Raw genomic sequence first — 16026 nt, 5'->3', positions numbered from 1 at the left:
TATAATTGTGTTAAACCACACATTTAAATAAATTTATCCTATATCTCATCAAGTTAAAGCCTATAAAAAGTTAATCTATGATTCCTGATAAAAATGTTTTTTATAAAGTAGACATTGTGGTGATTGGAGCAGGACAAGCGGGGTTATCAGCAGCCTATAATTTACAAAGAGAGGGAATAAAACCTGGAAAAGGCTTTGTTGTATTAGATGATGAATTTAGTCCAGGTGGAGCCTGGCAACATCGTTGGGATTCTCTAACACTAAGCAATGTAAATGGCATCAATGACTTACCTGGAATGGCTTTTTCCGATGCTGTAAATACTATGGAAACAGAATTGCAAGCGAATATTGCAATTCCCAAATATTATGAACAATATGAGAAAACCTTTGGGCTTCCGATTATTCGTCCTATAAGAGTGACTGATGTTACTGAGCAAAACGGACGATTTACCGTCCGAACAAATGGAATTCAGTTTAGTGCTCGCGGATTGATCAATGCTACTGGTACCTGGAAAACCCCGCACTGCCCTAAATATGCCGGCTGGGAAAAATTCAAAGGGAAACAGCTGCATACTGGCGAGTACAAAAATGCTGAAGAATTTATCGGAAAACATGTGATAGTTGTAGGTGGCGGCATTTCAGCTATTCAATTGCTCGGTGAAATTTCTGCTGTAACCAAAACTACCTGGGTGGCCCGCCGATCACCTGATTTTAGAAAGTATGAATTTTCGCCGGAAGCAGGACGTGAAGCTGTAGCTTTAGTAGAGAAAAGAGTAAGAGAAGGCTTGCCACCCGAGTCCGTGGTTTCTGTAACAGGCTTACCCATCACTCCTGCTATTGAAGCAATGTTGAATAAAGGAATTTTAGATCGGAAACCTATGTTTAAAGAAATCATTGAAACAGGTGTTCGATGGGAAGATGGGACTACACTCGATGCTAACGTTATTTTTTGGAATACCGGTTTCCGTCATTCTTTAAATCACCTTGCCCCATTAAAGTTAATGAATGATAAAAACGGAATCGAAATGTCTGGGAGATTAGCCACACAAGTCGCTAAAGATCCACGTATCCATTTAACAGGCTACGGTCCATCTGCATCTACCATTGGTGCAAATCGTGCCGGTCGGACTGCAGCAATAGAGTTGATTCAATATCTTAAATTGTAATAGATGTATTATTAATTAGAAATCAGTAAGTTTGAAAGCCCTAGAGGATAAGTCCAAAACTAAAGCATGTTGCCCAATTTTACAGAAATATCTAACTTACAAAATGCTGTAGCAAAAAATTCAGATGAATCTGCCTACCGCAAATTATTTGTATTGTTTTATACTCCTGTAATCCGTTTTGCCAAAGCAATAATTCATTCAGAAGAAGTTGCAGAAGAACTGTATGCCGATGCGATGATGAAGATATGGCTGATGGGCCCAAAATTGGAACAGGTGATAGATTTTAGAGTTTACCTATTCACATTGGTCAAAAATTCCGCTTTTAATCACCTAAAAAAATATAAAGGCTACAATTATGTAGAATTAGATGATTTGGAGACATTCCCCATAAGCAACGAAACACCTATCAACCATATCATTGAGAAAGAGCTGGAGCAGAGTTTAAAGAAAGCTATTGATACGTTACCCCCTAAATGTCAAGTTGTTTACAGACTAGTCAAAAATGAAGGGTTTAGTTATAAGCAAGTATCTGAAATTTTAAGTATTTCTACCAATACCATTGAAGGTCATATGACCAATGCATTGAAAAAGATTACCTTCCACATGAGAAAACATTTAAATTCTTAAAATATTTTCTATCCGACCGGTGGTTCCCTCCTATTTTATTGTCTCTTAATTGAAACAATAGGAAATCTATGCCACAAGATATTTTTTTTAAACTTTTAAGTAGGCAGCTGGCAGGTGAAGCCAGTGAAAAAGATTTAGATCAATTGAGGAAAATCATGGAGGCAGATCCTGAGTTGAAGAAGGTGTACCTTTCATTTATTACCCCCGAAGAAGTATCTGAAGATGAACTGAGTAAAGCAGAACAGGCTTTTGCATTACATTCCTTAAAGATGCATCTCCATGTTCCGAATGCCCCAGCTACCAATTTTAAATTACGCTCCTCCAATAAACGGGTTTGGCTTGCCACTGCATGTTTATTGCTCATTTGCTTATCTCTTTTCCTGGTATTTTATCCATTTAGGTTCGACAATTCATTAAAAAGCCAGGTGGTAACAAAAAAAGGATCTAAAACTATGGTTAAGCTTCCAGATGGCAGTTCGGTATGGATAAATGCTGATAGCCGGCTACAATACACCGATAACTTTAAAGGTAAAATACGGGAGGTATGGTTAGATGGAGAAGCTTTTTTTGATGTAAAGAAAGATCCCGCGCACCCTTTTATAATCCATACAGACAAAATTAGGATAAAAGTGCTTGGCACATCCTTCAACGTAAAAAGCTATCCAGAAGATCAGATTATCGAAACTTCGCTTATAAAAGGACGAATAGAAGTCAGTTTCAGTGACAGGCCTTCCGAAAATATCATTTTACGACCAAATGAAAAGCTTACTGTACGTAAAGATCAGTCCGAACCGAACAAGAGCAGTATTGAAACAGAAAATACCTCTAAAATTAAACTTGATAATCTCCTACACCTGAATGAGAAAAACCTACTAGTAGAAACAGCCTGGATGGATAACAAAATAGCTTTCTCAAACTGCCAGATGAAGGATATAGCAATTATGCTGGAAAGACGGTTTGATATTAGCGTTGAATTTAAAAATCAGCATATCATGGAATACCGGTACACTGGAATATTCGATGATGAAAGCCTGGAGGATATACTTAATATAATGAAAATTTCTAAACCCTTTAATTACAAACTGAATGGAAAAAAATTAACAATTATGAATTGAAACCAGGTCAGTTACAAACGGGAAATGTTGGCGCATTCCCCGTTAAGATAATTGATGCCTGATGATTTCCCCGGAAAGAGAAAATATCAATCTGTTTATTAACCAACTATCCAAAACAAATATATGAAGAAAAACAAACTTTTCTTTCAGAACCACTATGCCTCGTGCTATCGAAAACATTTTCTAAAAATGAAGCTACTTTTAATACTTGCGATGCTCACTTTACACACCAGAGCTTCTCTATATTCTCAATCCCGGGTAACAATTGAGTTGAAGAACACCACATTAAGCAATGTGCTAAAAACAATTGAGCAGAAAACCAGCTACAGATTTGCTTATAGCAATGAAGTCGTACCCTTTAAAAACCTGGTAAGCATCGACGTTAAAAATGCTGAGATTTCAGATGTGATGGTTAAACTATTAGAGAAACTGCCTTTAACCTTCAATGTAATTAAAAATATTGTTGTGATTAGTGCTAATGATAAGCTCAATGCTGACAATCTTTCCAAAGCATTACAGATACAGGGAATAGTAACCGATGATCAAAATATCCCTTTACCAGGTGTAAATGTAAAATCGCAAAAGCATCCTTCTATTACTGCTGTGACTGATTCAAAAGGGCAATTTCAAATTACATTGCCCGAGCCAACTGACGTGTTAATTTTTAGCTATATCGGTTACCACATACAAGAACAGGTCTACTCTTTTCTTATCATTCCAGGTGGCAACCCGATCAGTATATACTTTAACCTTATTTAGTTTGATATCCCAGAAATAGGAATTTTCTTTGGCATACTCAATTCTAGATGCTGTAATTACCTGTTCAAATTCAGACATCTCTTCCACATTATTCACCAAATCTTTGTTAAACAATGCATTTTTAATTTTATTGATCAATCCCATAACTATCCGCCTACTAAGGGTGTTAGTTTAATAAAGCTTATGGTCGTGTTTTTACTAAGTTCAACCATTTGTTCAAGACTTTCGGATTGCTGGTTATCTATCAGCACAAAAAAAACGTTTCTTTGAAAAGCGTCCAGCGCAACATATACCTGTTTCTCAGCATCTATTATCTTCTTTGGCTTTAATTTATAGCCATTTAATGTTTTTTCAGCGTCAGAAGGCTCTATCAGTCCATTAAAATAAGCAGGAAGTTTACTGTTGTAGTTTTCTACTTCTTTTATTACCCTGCTGGTAATAATATCTTGAACAGTAACAAAATCAGTTGCAAATTCAAGGTTAATCTCCTGAAGCACCTTGCCAGAGAAAGTCTCATCTTTAATAGTAATAGTCATGGTTTGCAGATTATGATTAGCGTTAATTAATTTAAAGCATACAATGGGAAACCAAAATAGTGTTTTTTTGATAAAATCTTCGTTTACATTTTTAATTTAGATACCCCACATAATAGGCCTGCCTGAGATTTTGCCTGCAACTGCGTATTTATTGGTATGAGCTGTAGATACCTGATGAAGATTAAGGCAATGAGAACGCTAAAGACAATTTCATCGCCGGTTTCCAATTACGTCGACACTGTCGACGCAATTAAGTTGGAGTCATTACATGCATCTTTTCGAATAAAAGGTTGCCACACGTTCACCGTTGGCTGCAATTATATATAGCTTTTTTTATGTTTATTTACAAAAGCGCTCTAGCAGAACAGTTGCTTGCTCGCCCCCTAAAGCCTTAACCTTTTGCCAGTCTATGCATGCCCCGCGCAAATTACCAAGCTTTTGCTTGCATATTCCTCTTTTATATAAATGACCCTTGTCATCTGCTCTGGTTTCGAGTGCCAGGTTGTAATATTGAAGCGCGAGTTCATAGTTTTCATTATGGTATGCCTCATCAGCTTTTCTTCCATTAAAATAACTGGGCATTGTTTCATCTGAAGTAAAATACGTCATTTTTTGCTGCATCAAAACAGGCACAGGTTTTCCATTCAGTTGAGCCGGAATCCACTTTCTTTTTGCCGAATTAAATATGTCAGTAAAGACTTTATCATACCGGGGATTGATTCCTTGCAATATTTTAAGGCTATCGGCAACTCCTTCTTTACTGACAATAAAGCTAGCCTGCAGCTCGCCTGACTTTACGGATATTCCCTTTTTATATAGATTAAAAGATAGAAATTCCCGAAAATCAGGTTCTTTAAAAAGTGCATAAACTTTCTGTCCGGATTGATAGATGGTGTCTGTGCCATTTACCAGGAATATATCGGCAGATGTTAATGGCATAGCGTTTTGCAAAATCTCCTCTCTGTGAAATGTATATTTTATCGCCATCGGGTCTGCATGTCCGTGAACGGAAGCGTGTACAATGACTAATTTATTTTCCTCATGTTCCAATATCCTTACTACATTCATCACATATCCTTCAGCAGACTTGAACTGCACCTTATCGCCAGATAGGCTAAACAACATTTCTCTTCCTAAACTGTGGTAACCCGGAGAGCTGTAGAATTTATTGGGAGCTACGAAGCTATACTTCTGATAACTATACTTCAGGATGTTTTCATCAGGTAATTCATCTCCACTCAAATATCTCACATCTGTAGCTACCCATGAACCATAAAGATCGGCTGGCTTGACTTGAGCGATTGCAGAGCTGCTTAGCAGACATAAAAATAAAAACATCTTAATGAGCATAATTCAGAATTTATTTCGTCATAAATTTAATCTAAAATATGCAAAAAAGATGGAGCTTAAAATAATCTAAACATACAAAAGTCACAAGAAATTCTCCTGTGACCTTAGTAAATATTAATAATGATTTTAATGTTACACCACAGACTCAATCTCTTCTATAGAAAGGCCGATTTACGTTCATCATAAAGTGACCCTCTATATATCAACCTCCGATAAGCTCTTGCTGTTATCAAGCATAGAAGCTTGAAATTCAAGCAATGATTTCTTTAACTTAAAATGCGACTTAAATACTACTACACTAAAATTAAACATAGCCTTATACAACACATCAACTTCCTGATTAAAGTAAAGATCATTACCAAAGTATTTCCAGTCCTTTGATAAATACTCTTCAAATATTGCACGTATTTCGTCATCAATATGCCCTTCATATAAGGTACCCTCCAATAGAAACTTAATTTGTTCTTTAAATGGTTTTTCCATCTTTTTTACCTGAACCATATTTTGGATAATCTCATCGAACGGTGTCGTATTTTGCATAAAAATAGTAGCCTCAGCTAGGTTTGCATACACATCCCTTTGCACTTGTATATTTTTTGAGCTTGACTGGAAAGTCAAGGAATGTGTTTTAAAACCATTCAGTTTATCTTGCGCTATAGCTTTATTCAAGAAGTACCTGAACAGATCACAGTCCTTTTTATTTAAAATATCAGTATATCTGGCTATCTCTTCTTCTAAAAAAGTAACAAGTTGATGAGCATCTATGGCATCATACTTTCTACCATCATAATCAAAAGTTTCAATTTGTATTACGCCATTGTGAATATGTTCAAGCGTATCTCTATCAGCTTTTGCTGTATTCAAACTATTGATATCTCCAAGTGTTTCCTTGTTAATCAATTCATCAAAAATTAAAAGCTGATCTAAAACTGGGGATTCAAAATCATCCTCCGTATAATCACTATATGGATCGCGGTCATCATAATAGCTTTTAAAGATAGTAGGATATGAATTGTCTTCTTCGTCTTTTTTATGATCATCTATAAATTCTTTGAGCCCTACCGTTGCTGGTGCGACTTCATAGTTAACATGTAAAAACACACGATCTGTGATTTGCTCTTGCAGATTTTCCTTATTAACGAGTAAATCGATAGCAATTCCACTATAGGTGCTTTTTATTGGCTCATTTAAAGCTTTTAATTTTTCTACCCGCTGTTCTGTACTTGGGTGCGACGACCATTGATCATCCAGTACCAATTTAGTTCTGTTAAACTTTTTATAACTATCAACTGATAAGATAGGAAGATCATCTTGTATCGGCAACTCTTCTAACGCTGCCATCCTGTTGAGAAGGAAAGAATGTTGAGGATATAAATTTAAAGGCTTTTGAGCATGCTGAATTTTACCATCATAATAATTGAATACGATATTTAAAGATTGATCGGCAAAGCCTAATCTCAATAATGAATTAACTAAAGGCTGCGATCCGGCAACGCTTGCAGCTACAGCATCGGCATGAAACTCCATTTCTCTTGACAATGCCATATAATTTAAATTCAAGACGGTATAGACTTTAGTCAAAACATATTGAATGCCTTGTATAACCAATACAGATCCTTTAGCAAATAGTGCAAAATAAGCGCTGATGTTTGACCAACCACCTAGTATAGAGTTGTATCCTTCATTCTCATAAAGCATATTGTAAATCACCTTATTTACGTGATGCACATAGCTTCCTACTTTCATGCTACGTTGAGAAAAATGCCCAAATTCATGTGCCAGTATAGCTTTTAGTTCTGTTGCTGATATGGCATTCATAAGGCCTAAGCCTATTTGAAGATTTTTTCTGACCGGAAAAAACATACTCCAAAAATTAGAATCATAAAACACAGATGCATTAACATCTGCAGATATATATACCTTTTTTGGAAAGTCTGTATTTACCTCAGTTACAATCTCAGATATTAAGTTAAATAACGCTGGTTGTTGGGCCTTAGTAATTTCTACCAAATGACTGCGATCAACTTTCTTTGATCCGCTAAAAATGAATTTAATAAGGAAGAAGAAGATTAAGAACCCCATACCTACAAAGCCAAGAGCTATCATGCCGGTAATAAATGAGGGATAAATCATCAATACACCATAAGCTGCTAAGCCGCATAGAAAAACTACACCGATACCTAAAGCAATTAAAATGATATAAGTTAATATGAAAAGTAAAATGGAACAGATTGATCTGAAAGCCATCTTTCTGAAATTTTCAGAAACTTTGAGAACGTTATTTTGCATAGAGTTTAAATTTTAAGACAAAATAAAGAAAATTAACACACCTATAATCATCTATCAAAAAATTTAAATATACTAAAACCGCAAGGTTTTCTCTTGCGGTTTTAGTATATTTTCTCACCTTTTATTGCGCACCAGGTGATGAGCAGAAAGCCAGCAGCCAGAAAACGGAAAGCTCCCAGAATAAATGGAGGAAAGCCCGCCAACGCCTTTTGAATGAAGAAATAAGTAGATCCCCATACCACATAAACAATAGCAAAGGCAAGGATAACCATTAATGGTGCAGCTTTTTTATTTATGTTTGGCGGCATGCAGTTCTTATTAAGAGGAGTTACATTTCAAAACTAGTATTAATATCATATTCCAGATATTGTTATCTTGCTTTTTTATTAATAGTTACATCTAAATGATTATCATTATTCAATGAAAAGCCAAGGTAAGGCTAACCGCTTTTGCGCACGCACCAAGTAGTCATACTCCTCAGGTTCTGAACGTTAGTAGATTTGATGGGTTCATGAAGTTCTCCGCCAAGCTTTTTGGTCAGTCCGAGCAGCATCTCCTGATTCACCAGAAAGCGTTCCGATCCATCAGGAAGGATGTATCTGCCATTTCCGATAAACCCGACTAAGGATTCGATCCCGATTTTCGAGGCCAACCGACAGAAAAAATATCCTCCAGGTTTGAGCACGTCCCACATAGAATTCAGCATGGCTTCAAAATGACTGAGGTTTTCTGCAAAGTGTAATACAGCACTACTGATGACTAAATCAAAGGTTTCACTTTCAAAAGGTAGCTGCTCTACAGAAGCCACCTTAAAGTTCTCTTGCGGATCAACCTGGGGAAATGAGCTCCCAAGCTTTCTTAGTTGAGCAATAGCTTCCGGGTTTTGATCTACGCCAAAAACATTCGCACCGCTTTTCAACAGATACACTAGGTTTCTGCCTGTTCCGCAACCGGCATCTAAGATCATGTCACAATCGTCGTAAGTGCCCTTAAGTATCTGGTCAAATAAGTAAATGTCAATATTTCCGAAAGTATCCTGAATGTGCTGTCTTTTCATCTCCAGGCAAAGATAGCCACAAGGAGGCTAATTCATCAAAACACGGTTCATTTAAAAATATATTACCTAAACGGAATTTTGCATACGCAGGATGATCTGCAGCATAATAAATTCTGTCGGACGAATTGGAGCCATGCCAATGTTCACAATCATTCTACCTTCCTGAATATCGAGACCAGTCATAGTTTGACCTAAACCAATGTGCACAAAGAAAGCATCTTTGGTTGTTGTGCCCATCAATGCACCAGCTTTAAACTGTGTGGTCAAATAGTTTTCAATCATTGATTGTACCTTTACCCAGGTATTGCGGTCATTGGGCTCAAATATAAATTGTTCTGTAGCCTTTTTTATAGATTCTTCTATCATATTAAAGAATCTTCTTATAGGTACGTAACGCCATTCGTTATCATTACCGGCCAATGTACGAGCCCCCCAGACAACTGCAGTTCCCCGACCAGAAAAACTCCTGATTACGTTTATAGATTTTCCAGCGACCTTATCTATATTAAGGTCATCCTGATCATCCTGGGTTAACAAAAACTCAGGACGAATAACATTTATAATATTAATGTTAGCCGGAGCTTTCCATACCCCTCTGGTATTATCTATTTGCGCGTATATTCCAACTATCGCTGCCGAGACAGGCAATAACATTGGCAGGTTGGTTAATGTAGTTCTAGCCAATAAATATTGTGCTTTATTTTCTGCTATTAAATCAGAAAGTTTAGAAGCTCCAGGTATGCCTTCAATACTAATCTGCTCATCAATGGATGGATCTTCTGCAGGAAGATAAAAATCAACTCCAGTGTATAATTTAGGAAAATATACTGCAGCATATTTCAACTCAGCAGTGCTGAGTGCCATACCAGCTCTCAAATCTGAAATATCCACAGTCCATGAATTGGAAGCAGTATGATATACATCCATCACAGTAAACCGATCTTTAAGAAACGTACTTTGAAGGATGGCCTGTATATGAATATCATAGTATTCTTCCTTCGTTTCCAAATTGACAGCGTCAGGAAAGACCAAAAGCGTTACTTCATCTATAGCAGCGACCTTAGTTAATCCATTGTTAAGATCTTGAACTTCCAACCGACCTTCCAGACTGCCTCCATAGTTACCGACAGAACATATCCAACAGGCACCGCCACCATTTACGAAATACAGTTGCAACGAATAATGCATCAAAAATTTAGACCTTTTTGTTTCATCCACTCTGGCATTCACCTCACCATTTGCCTCAAAAACTACTGACAAACTCCCTCTTTCCGGATCAGGAAAGCCAAAATACTGTTCGTATTCCAGCATAGATGTTATCCTTCTAGGTACATTTCTCAGATCATCTTTTTCTTTCCATTCAGCTTTTTCTGTATAGCCAATAAATGCTGGAATTGCTGTTTCTACAGATACTATTGAAGGAGGTAAATTCGGAATTTCTTCGATATAAACCCCGGGTGTTTTAAATTTCCCCATAACAGGCACTTTTTAAATGACATGCATTTAAAAATATTAATATTTTTGGAGTTATTGAAGAAAAAAATTCCTGTTATTACTGACTGGTAAATAGAAAATACAATTAAAAAACAACATGTCTTCAAATCACATTTTTAAAATCGACTTAAAATGGGCTGCTAAATCGGACATCGAATTAGCTAATCATCGCAGAATAGTAAAGAATCATTCAATTAAAATAGCAGGGAAACCTGATTTAAATGTTTCAGCAGCTAAAGCATTTAAAGGTGATCCTGATTTATACAATCCTGAAGACCTTTTGTTGAGCAGCTTAGCATCATGCCACATGATGTCTTATTTATATTGCTGCGAAAAAGAAAAAATTGAAGTACTATCCTACTCAGATGATGCAGAAGCCATACTCGAGGTAAATACTGAGGGAAGTGGACGCATTGCTAAAGTAGTACTTAATCCTAAAGTAATCATTTCTGAGGCTAATCAGATTGATTTAGCTTTGTCATTGCACACAAAGGCCAATCAATTATGTTTTATTGCCAATTCATGTAATTTCCCAGTAGAGCATTATCCGACCTGCATAACTGATCATGAATAATTGAGCCGATTAAACAAAATAATCGGCTCAAATTTTAATTCAAAAAAATCGCTAATACCCCTCCAGCGCGCCTTTCATTTTTTCAAATTCGTAATCTCCCATCGTCTTTCTCATTTCTGCAACAAAAGGATCAATAACCGTTGAAGGCATTCTTATTTTAGCAGGAAAATACCCACCAAATAACCATACACCGCCCCCCGGTAAAAACGTATCAAATATTACCGGTGAAGCGGAACGTTCAAACGTTACAATCTTTAAAGCACTGCATCCCGACAATGTGTATTTACCTACAAATTTTAGGGAAGCTGGGAATGATATGCTGGTTAAAGCAGCAGCCTCAATAACAGGGTTGTTATTGTCGTTACCTTTAATCCGTTCCAATGTACTATTAGCGGCGAAACTAAAATTCTTCATATCACTACAACCTTCAAAAGTAACTGGTTCCAATATCTTTACTTTTGGAGGTATTGTTATCGTAGTTATTCCTGCATATTTAAAAGCACCCTCGCCAATAGATTCCAGGGATTCGGGTAATACAAACTCCTTTATATCCTTACCTGTTGGGAAGCCTGGCTTTCCTGGGGCGTTTAAACCATTAGCTAAAACAAACCATGCAGGAATTACCTTAACACCCTCTGGTACAACTACAGTTGTAGCACCAGCTGCAGGTGAACATCCAACTAACACACCATTTGCATCAATAGAGAACCATCCCGCAGGTGATGGTGTTACCCATCTTGCATATAAAGTTTTATCGGAATTAACTGGTTCGTTAAAATTAAATGGTTTGGTCATTCCCGCATCTTCATACCAGTTTACAAAAACAAAGCCTGTATAAACGGGTTTATCTACAGTAAGGTATTTACCTTCAACAACATCTACATCTCCTTTAGCTGTAGCACCATTCATTACAAATGAAATTTTAAAAGTCTTATAATACCATTTGGCATACAAGGTGATGTCTTTTGTGATGGGTGTATTGAAATCAAATTCCTTTACAAACTCAGCATCCTCATACCAGGTAATAAATGTTCCCCCATCACTAACGATAGGATTGGGAGACAACTTCTTCTTAGGTAAGACCTGCCCTTTGCTGACCATAACAGGGGCAATATTTGTTCCCCCATTTGAAATTAGTGTTACCTTATATACGGTTTCCTCTTCGCTTTTTTTGCAGGAAAACAATGTCAGCAAGACCATTATTGTACTTAAAAAAGTGAGTAGCTCTCTTCTTTTTAATGACAGTTTCATAATTTTATAAATAATTGAGTTAATGACTATCTACTGAAAATACCCGGCAATACAATCCCATATCCGGTTTGCTATATTCCTCATGCCCTGGTCTGAAGGATGGTTACCTACGCCTTCATTTTCAAACTTCCCCCTTGCCGAATTGGCTACATCATCCCGGTATAGATCAGGCAAAGTCACAAAAGGATACTTATGATCAATTGCATATGTTTTAATAAGTTCATTAACCGGGCTTGGCCAAAATCCATCTGAAATAATGATCTGACTTTTCTGATCTGGATTTAAGTATTTAATCAGTTTATCATAATAAGTGATAAAGCCTCTTTTGTCAGCAGTCTGTAAATCCACATTTTCAGAGATCTTTATAATGATCATATCAGCATTTCTATAGGCAGACAATTGCGAGAGGTCATAAGTTTCATAATTGAGTTCAAAAGGTGCGATACTGGTATACCGAATGTCGACCGCAGGATCAATCTTATGAATTTTGTGAATTAACCTGTGCACAAAATCACTGTCACGCGTAGAAGCCGCCATTCCCCAATCAGCATTCCATCCTATTGATGTTTTTGCCGGATGAGCAACAATACTATTTCCCAGAATTACTACATTTTTAATTTTCTGAGGTAGCCTTTCTTTGCCTGGTTCTTCACTTTTCACTTTGTCGCAGGCAACTAAAAAAAACAAAGGCGTTAAAATTGTACATATTAAAAGCTTAAAAGCTGTCATATTTTTATTGTTATGAGTTTAAATCAAAATGTAAATAAGAAGTATGGAACAGAACTACCACCAGGTTCCCCTATCGGCCGTTTCTATCGTACGTGTAAGCCACACCTTATACCTTTCATGTTCGTCCCACCCATTTCCGGCAGAGCCAAAATCGCATAGTTTTATCTTTCTGAACGACTCTTTATCGCCGTTATAAATACTGGTCAATGCGTTTACACTGAAAGCCATCCATACTGAAGAAGGTTTATCTGTTAGCGCAACCAAAGGCACATAATTATCTTTATCATGTTCAATAGCAATGGTTTCATCCACAAAACCATCTTTAAAACGAGAGTCACGCGCCAAAACAACAGGTCCGCGGACAATTGCCATATGGTTATTCAACACCACCATTTTTCCACGCAGATCTAAGGACAAAACGACTACATCGTTTTTTTTCCATTTACGGGTAACTTCCAGATATCCGCCTGGCAGCATCGCATCTGGTAGTTCTTCGCCATTTACCAGCAGGCTATTTTGTTTACTCCATTCAGGTATTCTGAGCGACAATGTGAAAACACTTTCCTGCTCTGGGTGTACAGTTATATTTATTTTATCTGAAACAGGATAGCTGGTTTCTACGCTAAGGCTCACTTTCTTTTTATCGTTGAGTATAAACTGTGCTTTTGAATTGGTATAAAGGTTCATGGTTATTTTATTTTCCGAAACACGAAATGCGAAATCCGGAAGCATCGTAAAGGCTCTGGGTGCATTAGCTTTACAGCAATTGATATCCATACCACATTGCCGTTCTCCATCTCTTCTAAAACCCTCAAGTGGAACATAAGAAGCAATCATCATATTTTCTACTCTTGCAGCAGCCTGTAAAGCATTATAAGTTGTCTTTTCGATCTGGTCCGCGTATTTCACCTCTCCTGTAATCTGTAACAACCGATCACACAATTGCATCCAGGTAAAAGTAACACAGGTTTCCATAGATAAGAAAGAAGGAGTAGTTTGATTTTTAGCACCTTCATACCAACACTCTGTAGAGCTTGCCCCACCAACAATATTAATTTCATTGGTCATGATATCATTTGCTGTAGCCTCTACAGCCGAAAGATAGGTTCGGTTTTTAGTAACCTTATAAAGTTCTAAAAGACCGACATAGCAGGACATCATTTCATAAGACTTATGTCCACCTAATGCCCAATGACTAGCCTTTGGAAATGGCCAGAAACGTTTAGCAACAGGCTCTCCGGCAATAGCCTTGCTGATCAAATTAGATGCATTAGGCTTTTCCCATTGTGCAACAATGTATTTTGCAAAATTAAGATAACGGGAATCTGAAGTTCTATTATATAGATACATCACCGGTTCAAGGATAGAGCTTGCAGCCATCCCTTTATAGTTACCTATTTTGGCAATATCTGCATTCTCGGGACCCACCTGCTTCATTAAATGATCTGCCAACTTGCGACAGGCTGTTAAAACTTTTTGATCACCTGTAATATCATAATATGCCTGAAGTCCTAAAAGACAATACTTTCTCCCCCACACATCCCATTGTGCAAGTTGCGACTGTTCTGAGTAATTACCTATATATCCATTTGGAAGCTGTGTTTTAAGTAATTCATCCACCGCATAACTGATCTTTTTAAGCAATACTGGGTTCTTACTATATTGATAGGATTGACATGCTCCTAGCATCCACTTTCCCCAAAACTCGCTTTGCCAGCGTTCTGTTTCAGTTTTATGCTTAAAAGGCTCAATCAGGTGGTCAATGTCTTGCGACATCACATTTGTTTCAATACATGCATCTATTCGCGAACCAATATGTCCGTGTAATTCTACCTGCTTTATCTGTGCGTGTTTTATTTGCGATATTCCCTGGAACGGTAATATGTAAAACAACATTAAAATTATCTTTCTCATAGTCTCGTTCATTACTTAGTCGACTCCTCCTTTATAACTTGTTTTATGGCCTCCAGCCTTGCGTTTCCTTCAGATTTAGTGGGCGTAAGCCAGGCACCTTCTCCATTTTCATTCCAGGCATACATAAACAATAAATTGCCGGGCACTTTTTTATCGTTTGCCTTTACCCATTGTATACCAGTACGAAGATGTTCAGCGATCTTCTGTGGTGTAACGCCGGTATACCAATAGTCGGAAGCAGGTTGAGCAGGGTGATCCATAGCCCAGGGGCGCATATCATAGCCGGCACCTACAACAGGAACAAAAGGTAAAGAGCTATGTGCTGAAATACCTGTCCATGACTTCATATCTCCTTCCAGCAATTTTGAATAATCATTGGCTCCTGAACTTACTTTTCCATCGTCGGCATTATTATAGGTTGTTAAAAAATCGAATCCACATTCCGCATACTTGTTCTGAAAAGTAGGGTCTAAAGGCCTCGGTCCTGTCCTTGCTCCTATCAAAATTTCTCCGGCACCAATATCCCGTGCTTTCTTACGGTATAATGCAATTGCTTCGCGTGTTTTTTGGATACCATTCATTCCAGTGATAATTTCATCTGTATTGAAAAATACCATTACCGGCTTGCCATCTACTTTTAAATAATTAGATTCTTTAAAGTAAGGTACCGTTCTGTCACATATTTTCTCCCAGTTTACAGGTGAAACAGGGAAACAAGACAATAAACAGAAGTCGAGACGACTTTTATTTGGCGCTTTAAGAAATAAATCAAGTGCATTATTCAGATTATCCATTGTTTTGGAATCATCTACCAGTGTATTTTCGTACCAGCAAAATCCCCAAAAGGAAAGACCGCTATCCGCTGCGTAATTAATCTGATCTGTCATCACACCTGCTTTATCTTCTCGCCAGCCCCAAACTGGCTCCCGGTTTGAAAAACTACTTACCAAACTAGGACTGATGTGAAAGGTATTGCCATTCTGATCTGCAGGAAAACTCCAGCCACCAAAATACCAGGCTCCTACTTTTACTTTTTCTGTTTGTCCCTGTGGCTGATCTTCTTGTTTTTTGCTTTGACAAGAAGACTGTGTAGTTAGAAATATAATACAGGAAAAAATACTATATACAAAAATTTTATACATGTTGTTCAATTCTATAATGAGAA

The 16026-nt window shown here is 37.2% G+C and carries 15 protein-coding genes; 5 read left to right on the top strand and 10 right to left on the bottom strand.

Translation table 11 applies throughout. The features are described 5' to 3' along the window. Nucleotides 1-77: 77 nt before the first annotated feature. From ABDJ41_RS19615 to ABDJ41_RS19600, 4 genes are all read left to right on the top strand, one after another. Nucleotides 78-1166: an NAD(P)-binding domain-containing protein gene (locus tag ABDJ41_RS19615; RefSeq protein WP_349787809.1), complete on the top strand. Its 1089-nt coding sequence runs from the start codon at nt 78-80 to the stop codon at nt 1164-1166. Nucleotides 1167-1232: 66 nt separating this feature from the next. Then, complete coding sequence (locus ABDJ41_RS19610) at nt 1233-1793, top strand: RNA polymerase sigma factor (protein ID WP_349787808.1); 561 nt, start codon at nt 1233-1235, stop codon at nt 1791-1793. A gap of 68 nt (nt 1794-1861) precedes the next feature. Continuing rightward, on the top strand, nt 1862-2908 hold the full coding sequence (locus ABDJ41_RS19605; protein WP_349787807.1) for a FecR family protein: 1047 nt from the start codon (nt 1862-1864) through the stop codon (nt 2906-2908). Between the two features lie 189 nt (nt 2909-3097). After that, the gene (locus tag ABDJ41_RS19600) at nt 3098-3667 is read left to right on the top strand and encodes an STN domain-containing protein (RefSeq protein ID WP_349787806.1); all 570 of its coding nucleotides are present in this window, start codon (nt 3098-3100) and stop codon (nt 3665-3667) included. Between the two features lie 146 nt (nt 3668-3813). Here the strand turns inward: ABDJ41_RS19600 and ABDJ41_RS19595 are convergent, their stop codons facing one another. The 6 genes from ABDJ41_RS19595 to ABDJ41_RS19570 form a co-directional block, all read right to left on the bottom strand. Then, the gene (locus ABDJ41_RS19595; RefSeq protein ID WP_349787805.1) at nt 3814-4203 is read right to left on the bottom strand and encodes a hypothetical protein; all 390 of its coding nucleotides are present in this window, start codon (nt 4201-4203) and stop codon (nt 3814-3816) included. A 339-nt stretch (nt 4204-4542) separates the two neighbouring features. Continuing rightward, nucleotides 4543-5553, bottom strand: a complete 1011-nt coding sequence (locus ABDJ41_RS19590; protein WP_349787804.1) for a hypothetical protein — start codon at nt 5551-5553, stop codon at nt 4543-4545. A 195-nt stretch (nt 5554-5748) separates the two neighbouring features. Continuing rightward, nucleotides 5749-7842, bottom strand: a complete 2094-nt coding sequence (locus ABDJ41_RS19585; protein ID WP_349787803.1) for a M48 family metallopeptidase — start codon at nt 7840-7842, stop codon at nt 5749-5751. Nucleotides 7843-7943: 101 nt separating this feature from the next. Then, nucleotides 7944-8150: an EamA family transporter gene (locus ABDJ41_RS19580; RefSeq protein WP_349787802.1), complete on the bottom strand. Its 207-nt coding sequence runs from the start codon at nt 8148-8150 to the stop codon at nt 7944-7946. Between the two features lie 131 nt (nt 8151-8281). Continuing rightward, nucleotides 8282-8899 (bottom strand): class I SAM-dependent methyltransferase, encoded by a 618-nt coding sequence (locus tag ABDJ41_RS19575; protein ID WP_349787801.1) that lies wholly within the window; start codon nt 8897-8899, stop codon nt 8282-8284. Nucleotides 8900-8965: 66 nt separating this feature from the next. Then, nucleotides 8966-10375, bottom strand: coding sequence for a phage tail sheath family protein (locus ABDJ41_RS19570; protein WP_349787800.1), 1410 nt, complete (start codon nt 10373-10375; stop codon nt 8966-8968). Between the two features lie 115 nt (nt 10376-10490). Here ABDJ41_RS19570 and ABDJ41_RS19565 point away from each other — a divergent pair, with 115 nt between their 5' ends. Next, nucleotides 10491-10967, top strand: a complete 477-nt coding sequence (locus ABDJ41_RS19565; protein WP_349787799.1) for an OsmC family protein — start codon at nt 10491-10493, stop codon at nt 10965-10967. 51 nt (nt 10968-11018) lie between these two features. Here the strand turns inward: ABDJ41_RS19565 and ABDJ41_RS19560 are convergent, their stop codons facing one another. From ABDJ41_RS19560 to ABDJ41_RS19545, 4 genes are read right to left on the bottom strand one after another with little or no spacing between them, the layout of a single operon-like run. Beyond that, complete coding sequence (locus tag ABDJ41_RS19560; RefSeq protein WP_349787798.1) at nt 11019-12218, bottom strand: InlB B-repeat-containing protein; 1200 nt, start codon at nt 12216-12218, stop codon at nt 11019-11021. Nucleotides 12219-12248: 30 nt separating this feature from the next. Beyond that, the gene (locus ABDJ41_RS19555) at nt 12249-12947 is read right to left on the bottom strand and encodes an SGNH/GDSL hydrolase family protein (protein WP_349787796.1); all 699 of its coding nucleotides are present in this window, start codon (nt 12945-12947) and stop codon (nt 12249-12251) included. A 54-nt stretch (nt 12948-13001) separates the two neighbouring features. Continuing rightward, nucleotides 13002-14861, bottom strand: a complete 1860-nt coding sequence (locus ABDJ41_RS19550) for a glycoside hydrolase family 127 protein (protein ID WP_349787795.1) — start codon at nt 14859-14861, stop codon at nt 13002-13004. 11 nt (nt 14862-14872) lie between these two features. Next, the gene (locus ABDJ41_RS19545) at nt 14873-16003 is read right to left on the bottom strand and encodes a glycoside hydrolase family 99-like domain-containing protein (RefSeq protein ID WP_349787794.1); all 1131 of its coding nucleotides are present in this window, start codon (nt 16001-16003) and stop codon (nt 14873-14875) included. Between the last annotated feature and the right edge of the window lie 23 nt (nt 16004-16026).

The sequence above is a fragment of the Pedobacter sp. ASV1-7 genome (assembly GCF_040203335.1).
Classification (GTDB): Bacteria; Bacteroidota; Bacteroidia; order Sphingobacteriales; family Sphingobacteriaceae; genus Pedobacter.
The sequence above is the reverse complement of the archived record's forward strand: the minus strand, read 5'-3'. Positions and strand labels throughout refer to the sequence as shown.

Bases quoted from the DNA above. Each gene is read 5' to 3' on its own strand.
- ABDJ41_RS19615 (WP_349787809.1), top strand. From the start codon at position 78: ATGATTCCTGATAAAAATGTTTTTTATAAAGTAGACATTGTGGTGATT.
- ABDJ41_RS19610 (WP_349787808.1), top strand. From the start codon at position 1,233: ATGTTGCCCAATTTTACAGAAATATCTAACTTACAAAATGCTGTAGCA.
- ABDJ41_RS19605 (WP_349787807.1), top strand. From the start codon at position 1,862: ATGCCACAAGATATTTTTTTTAAACTTTTAAGTAGGCAGCTGGCAGGT.
- ABDJ41_RS19600 (WP_349787806.1), top strand. From the start codon at position 3,098: ATGAAGCTACTTTTAATACTTGCGATGCTCACTTTACACACCAGAGCT.
- ABDJ41_RS19595 (WP_349787805.1), bottom strand. From the start codon at position 4,203: ATGACTATTACTATTAAAGATGAGACTTTCTCTGGCAAGGTGCTTCAG.
- ABDJ41_RS19590 (WP_349787804.1), bottom strand. From the start codon at position 5,553: ATGCTCATTAAGATGTTTTTATTTTTATGTCTGCTAAGCAGCTCTGCA.
- ABDJ41_RS19585 (WP_349787803.1), bottom strand. From the start codon at position 7,842: ATGCAAAATAACGTTCTCAAAGTTTCTGAAAATTTCAGAAAGATGGCT.
- ABDJ41_RS19580 (WP_349787802.1), bottom strand. From the start codon at position 8,150: ATGCCGCCAAACATAAATAAAAAAGCTGCACCATTAATGGTTATCCTT.
- ABDJ41_RS19575 (WP_349787801.1), bottom strand. From the start codon at position 8,899: ATGAAAAGACAGCACATTCAGGATACTTTCGGAAATATTGACATTTAC.
- ABDJ41_RS19570 (WP_349787800.1), bottom strand. From the start codon at position 10,375: ATGGGGAAATTTAAAACACCCGGGGTTTATATCGAAGAAATTCCGAAT.
- ABDJ41_RS19565 (WP_349787799.1), top strand. From the start codon at position 10,491: ATGTCTTCAAATCACATTTTTAAAATCGACTTAAAATGGGCTGCTAAA.
- ABDJ41_RS19560 (WP_349787798.1), bottom strand. From the start codon at position 12,218: ATGAAACTGTCATTAAAAAGAAGAGAGCTACTCACTTTTTTAAGTACA.
- ABDJ41_RS19555 (WP_349787796.1), bottom strand. From the start codon at position 12,947: ATGACAGCTTTTAAGCTTTTAATATGTACAATTTTAACGCCTTTGTTT.
- ABDJ41_RS19550 (WP_349787795.1), bottom strand. From the start codon at position 14,861: ATGAGAAAGATAATTTTAATGTTGTTTTACATATTACCGTTCCAGGGA.
- ABDJ41_RS19545 (WP_349787794.1), bottom strand. From the start codon at position 16,003: ATGTATAAAATTTTTGTATATAGTATTTTTTCCTGTATTATATTTCTA.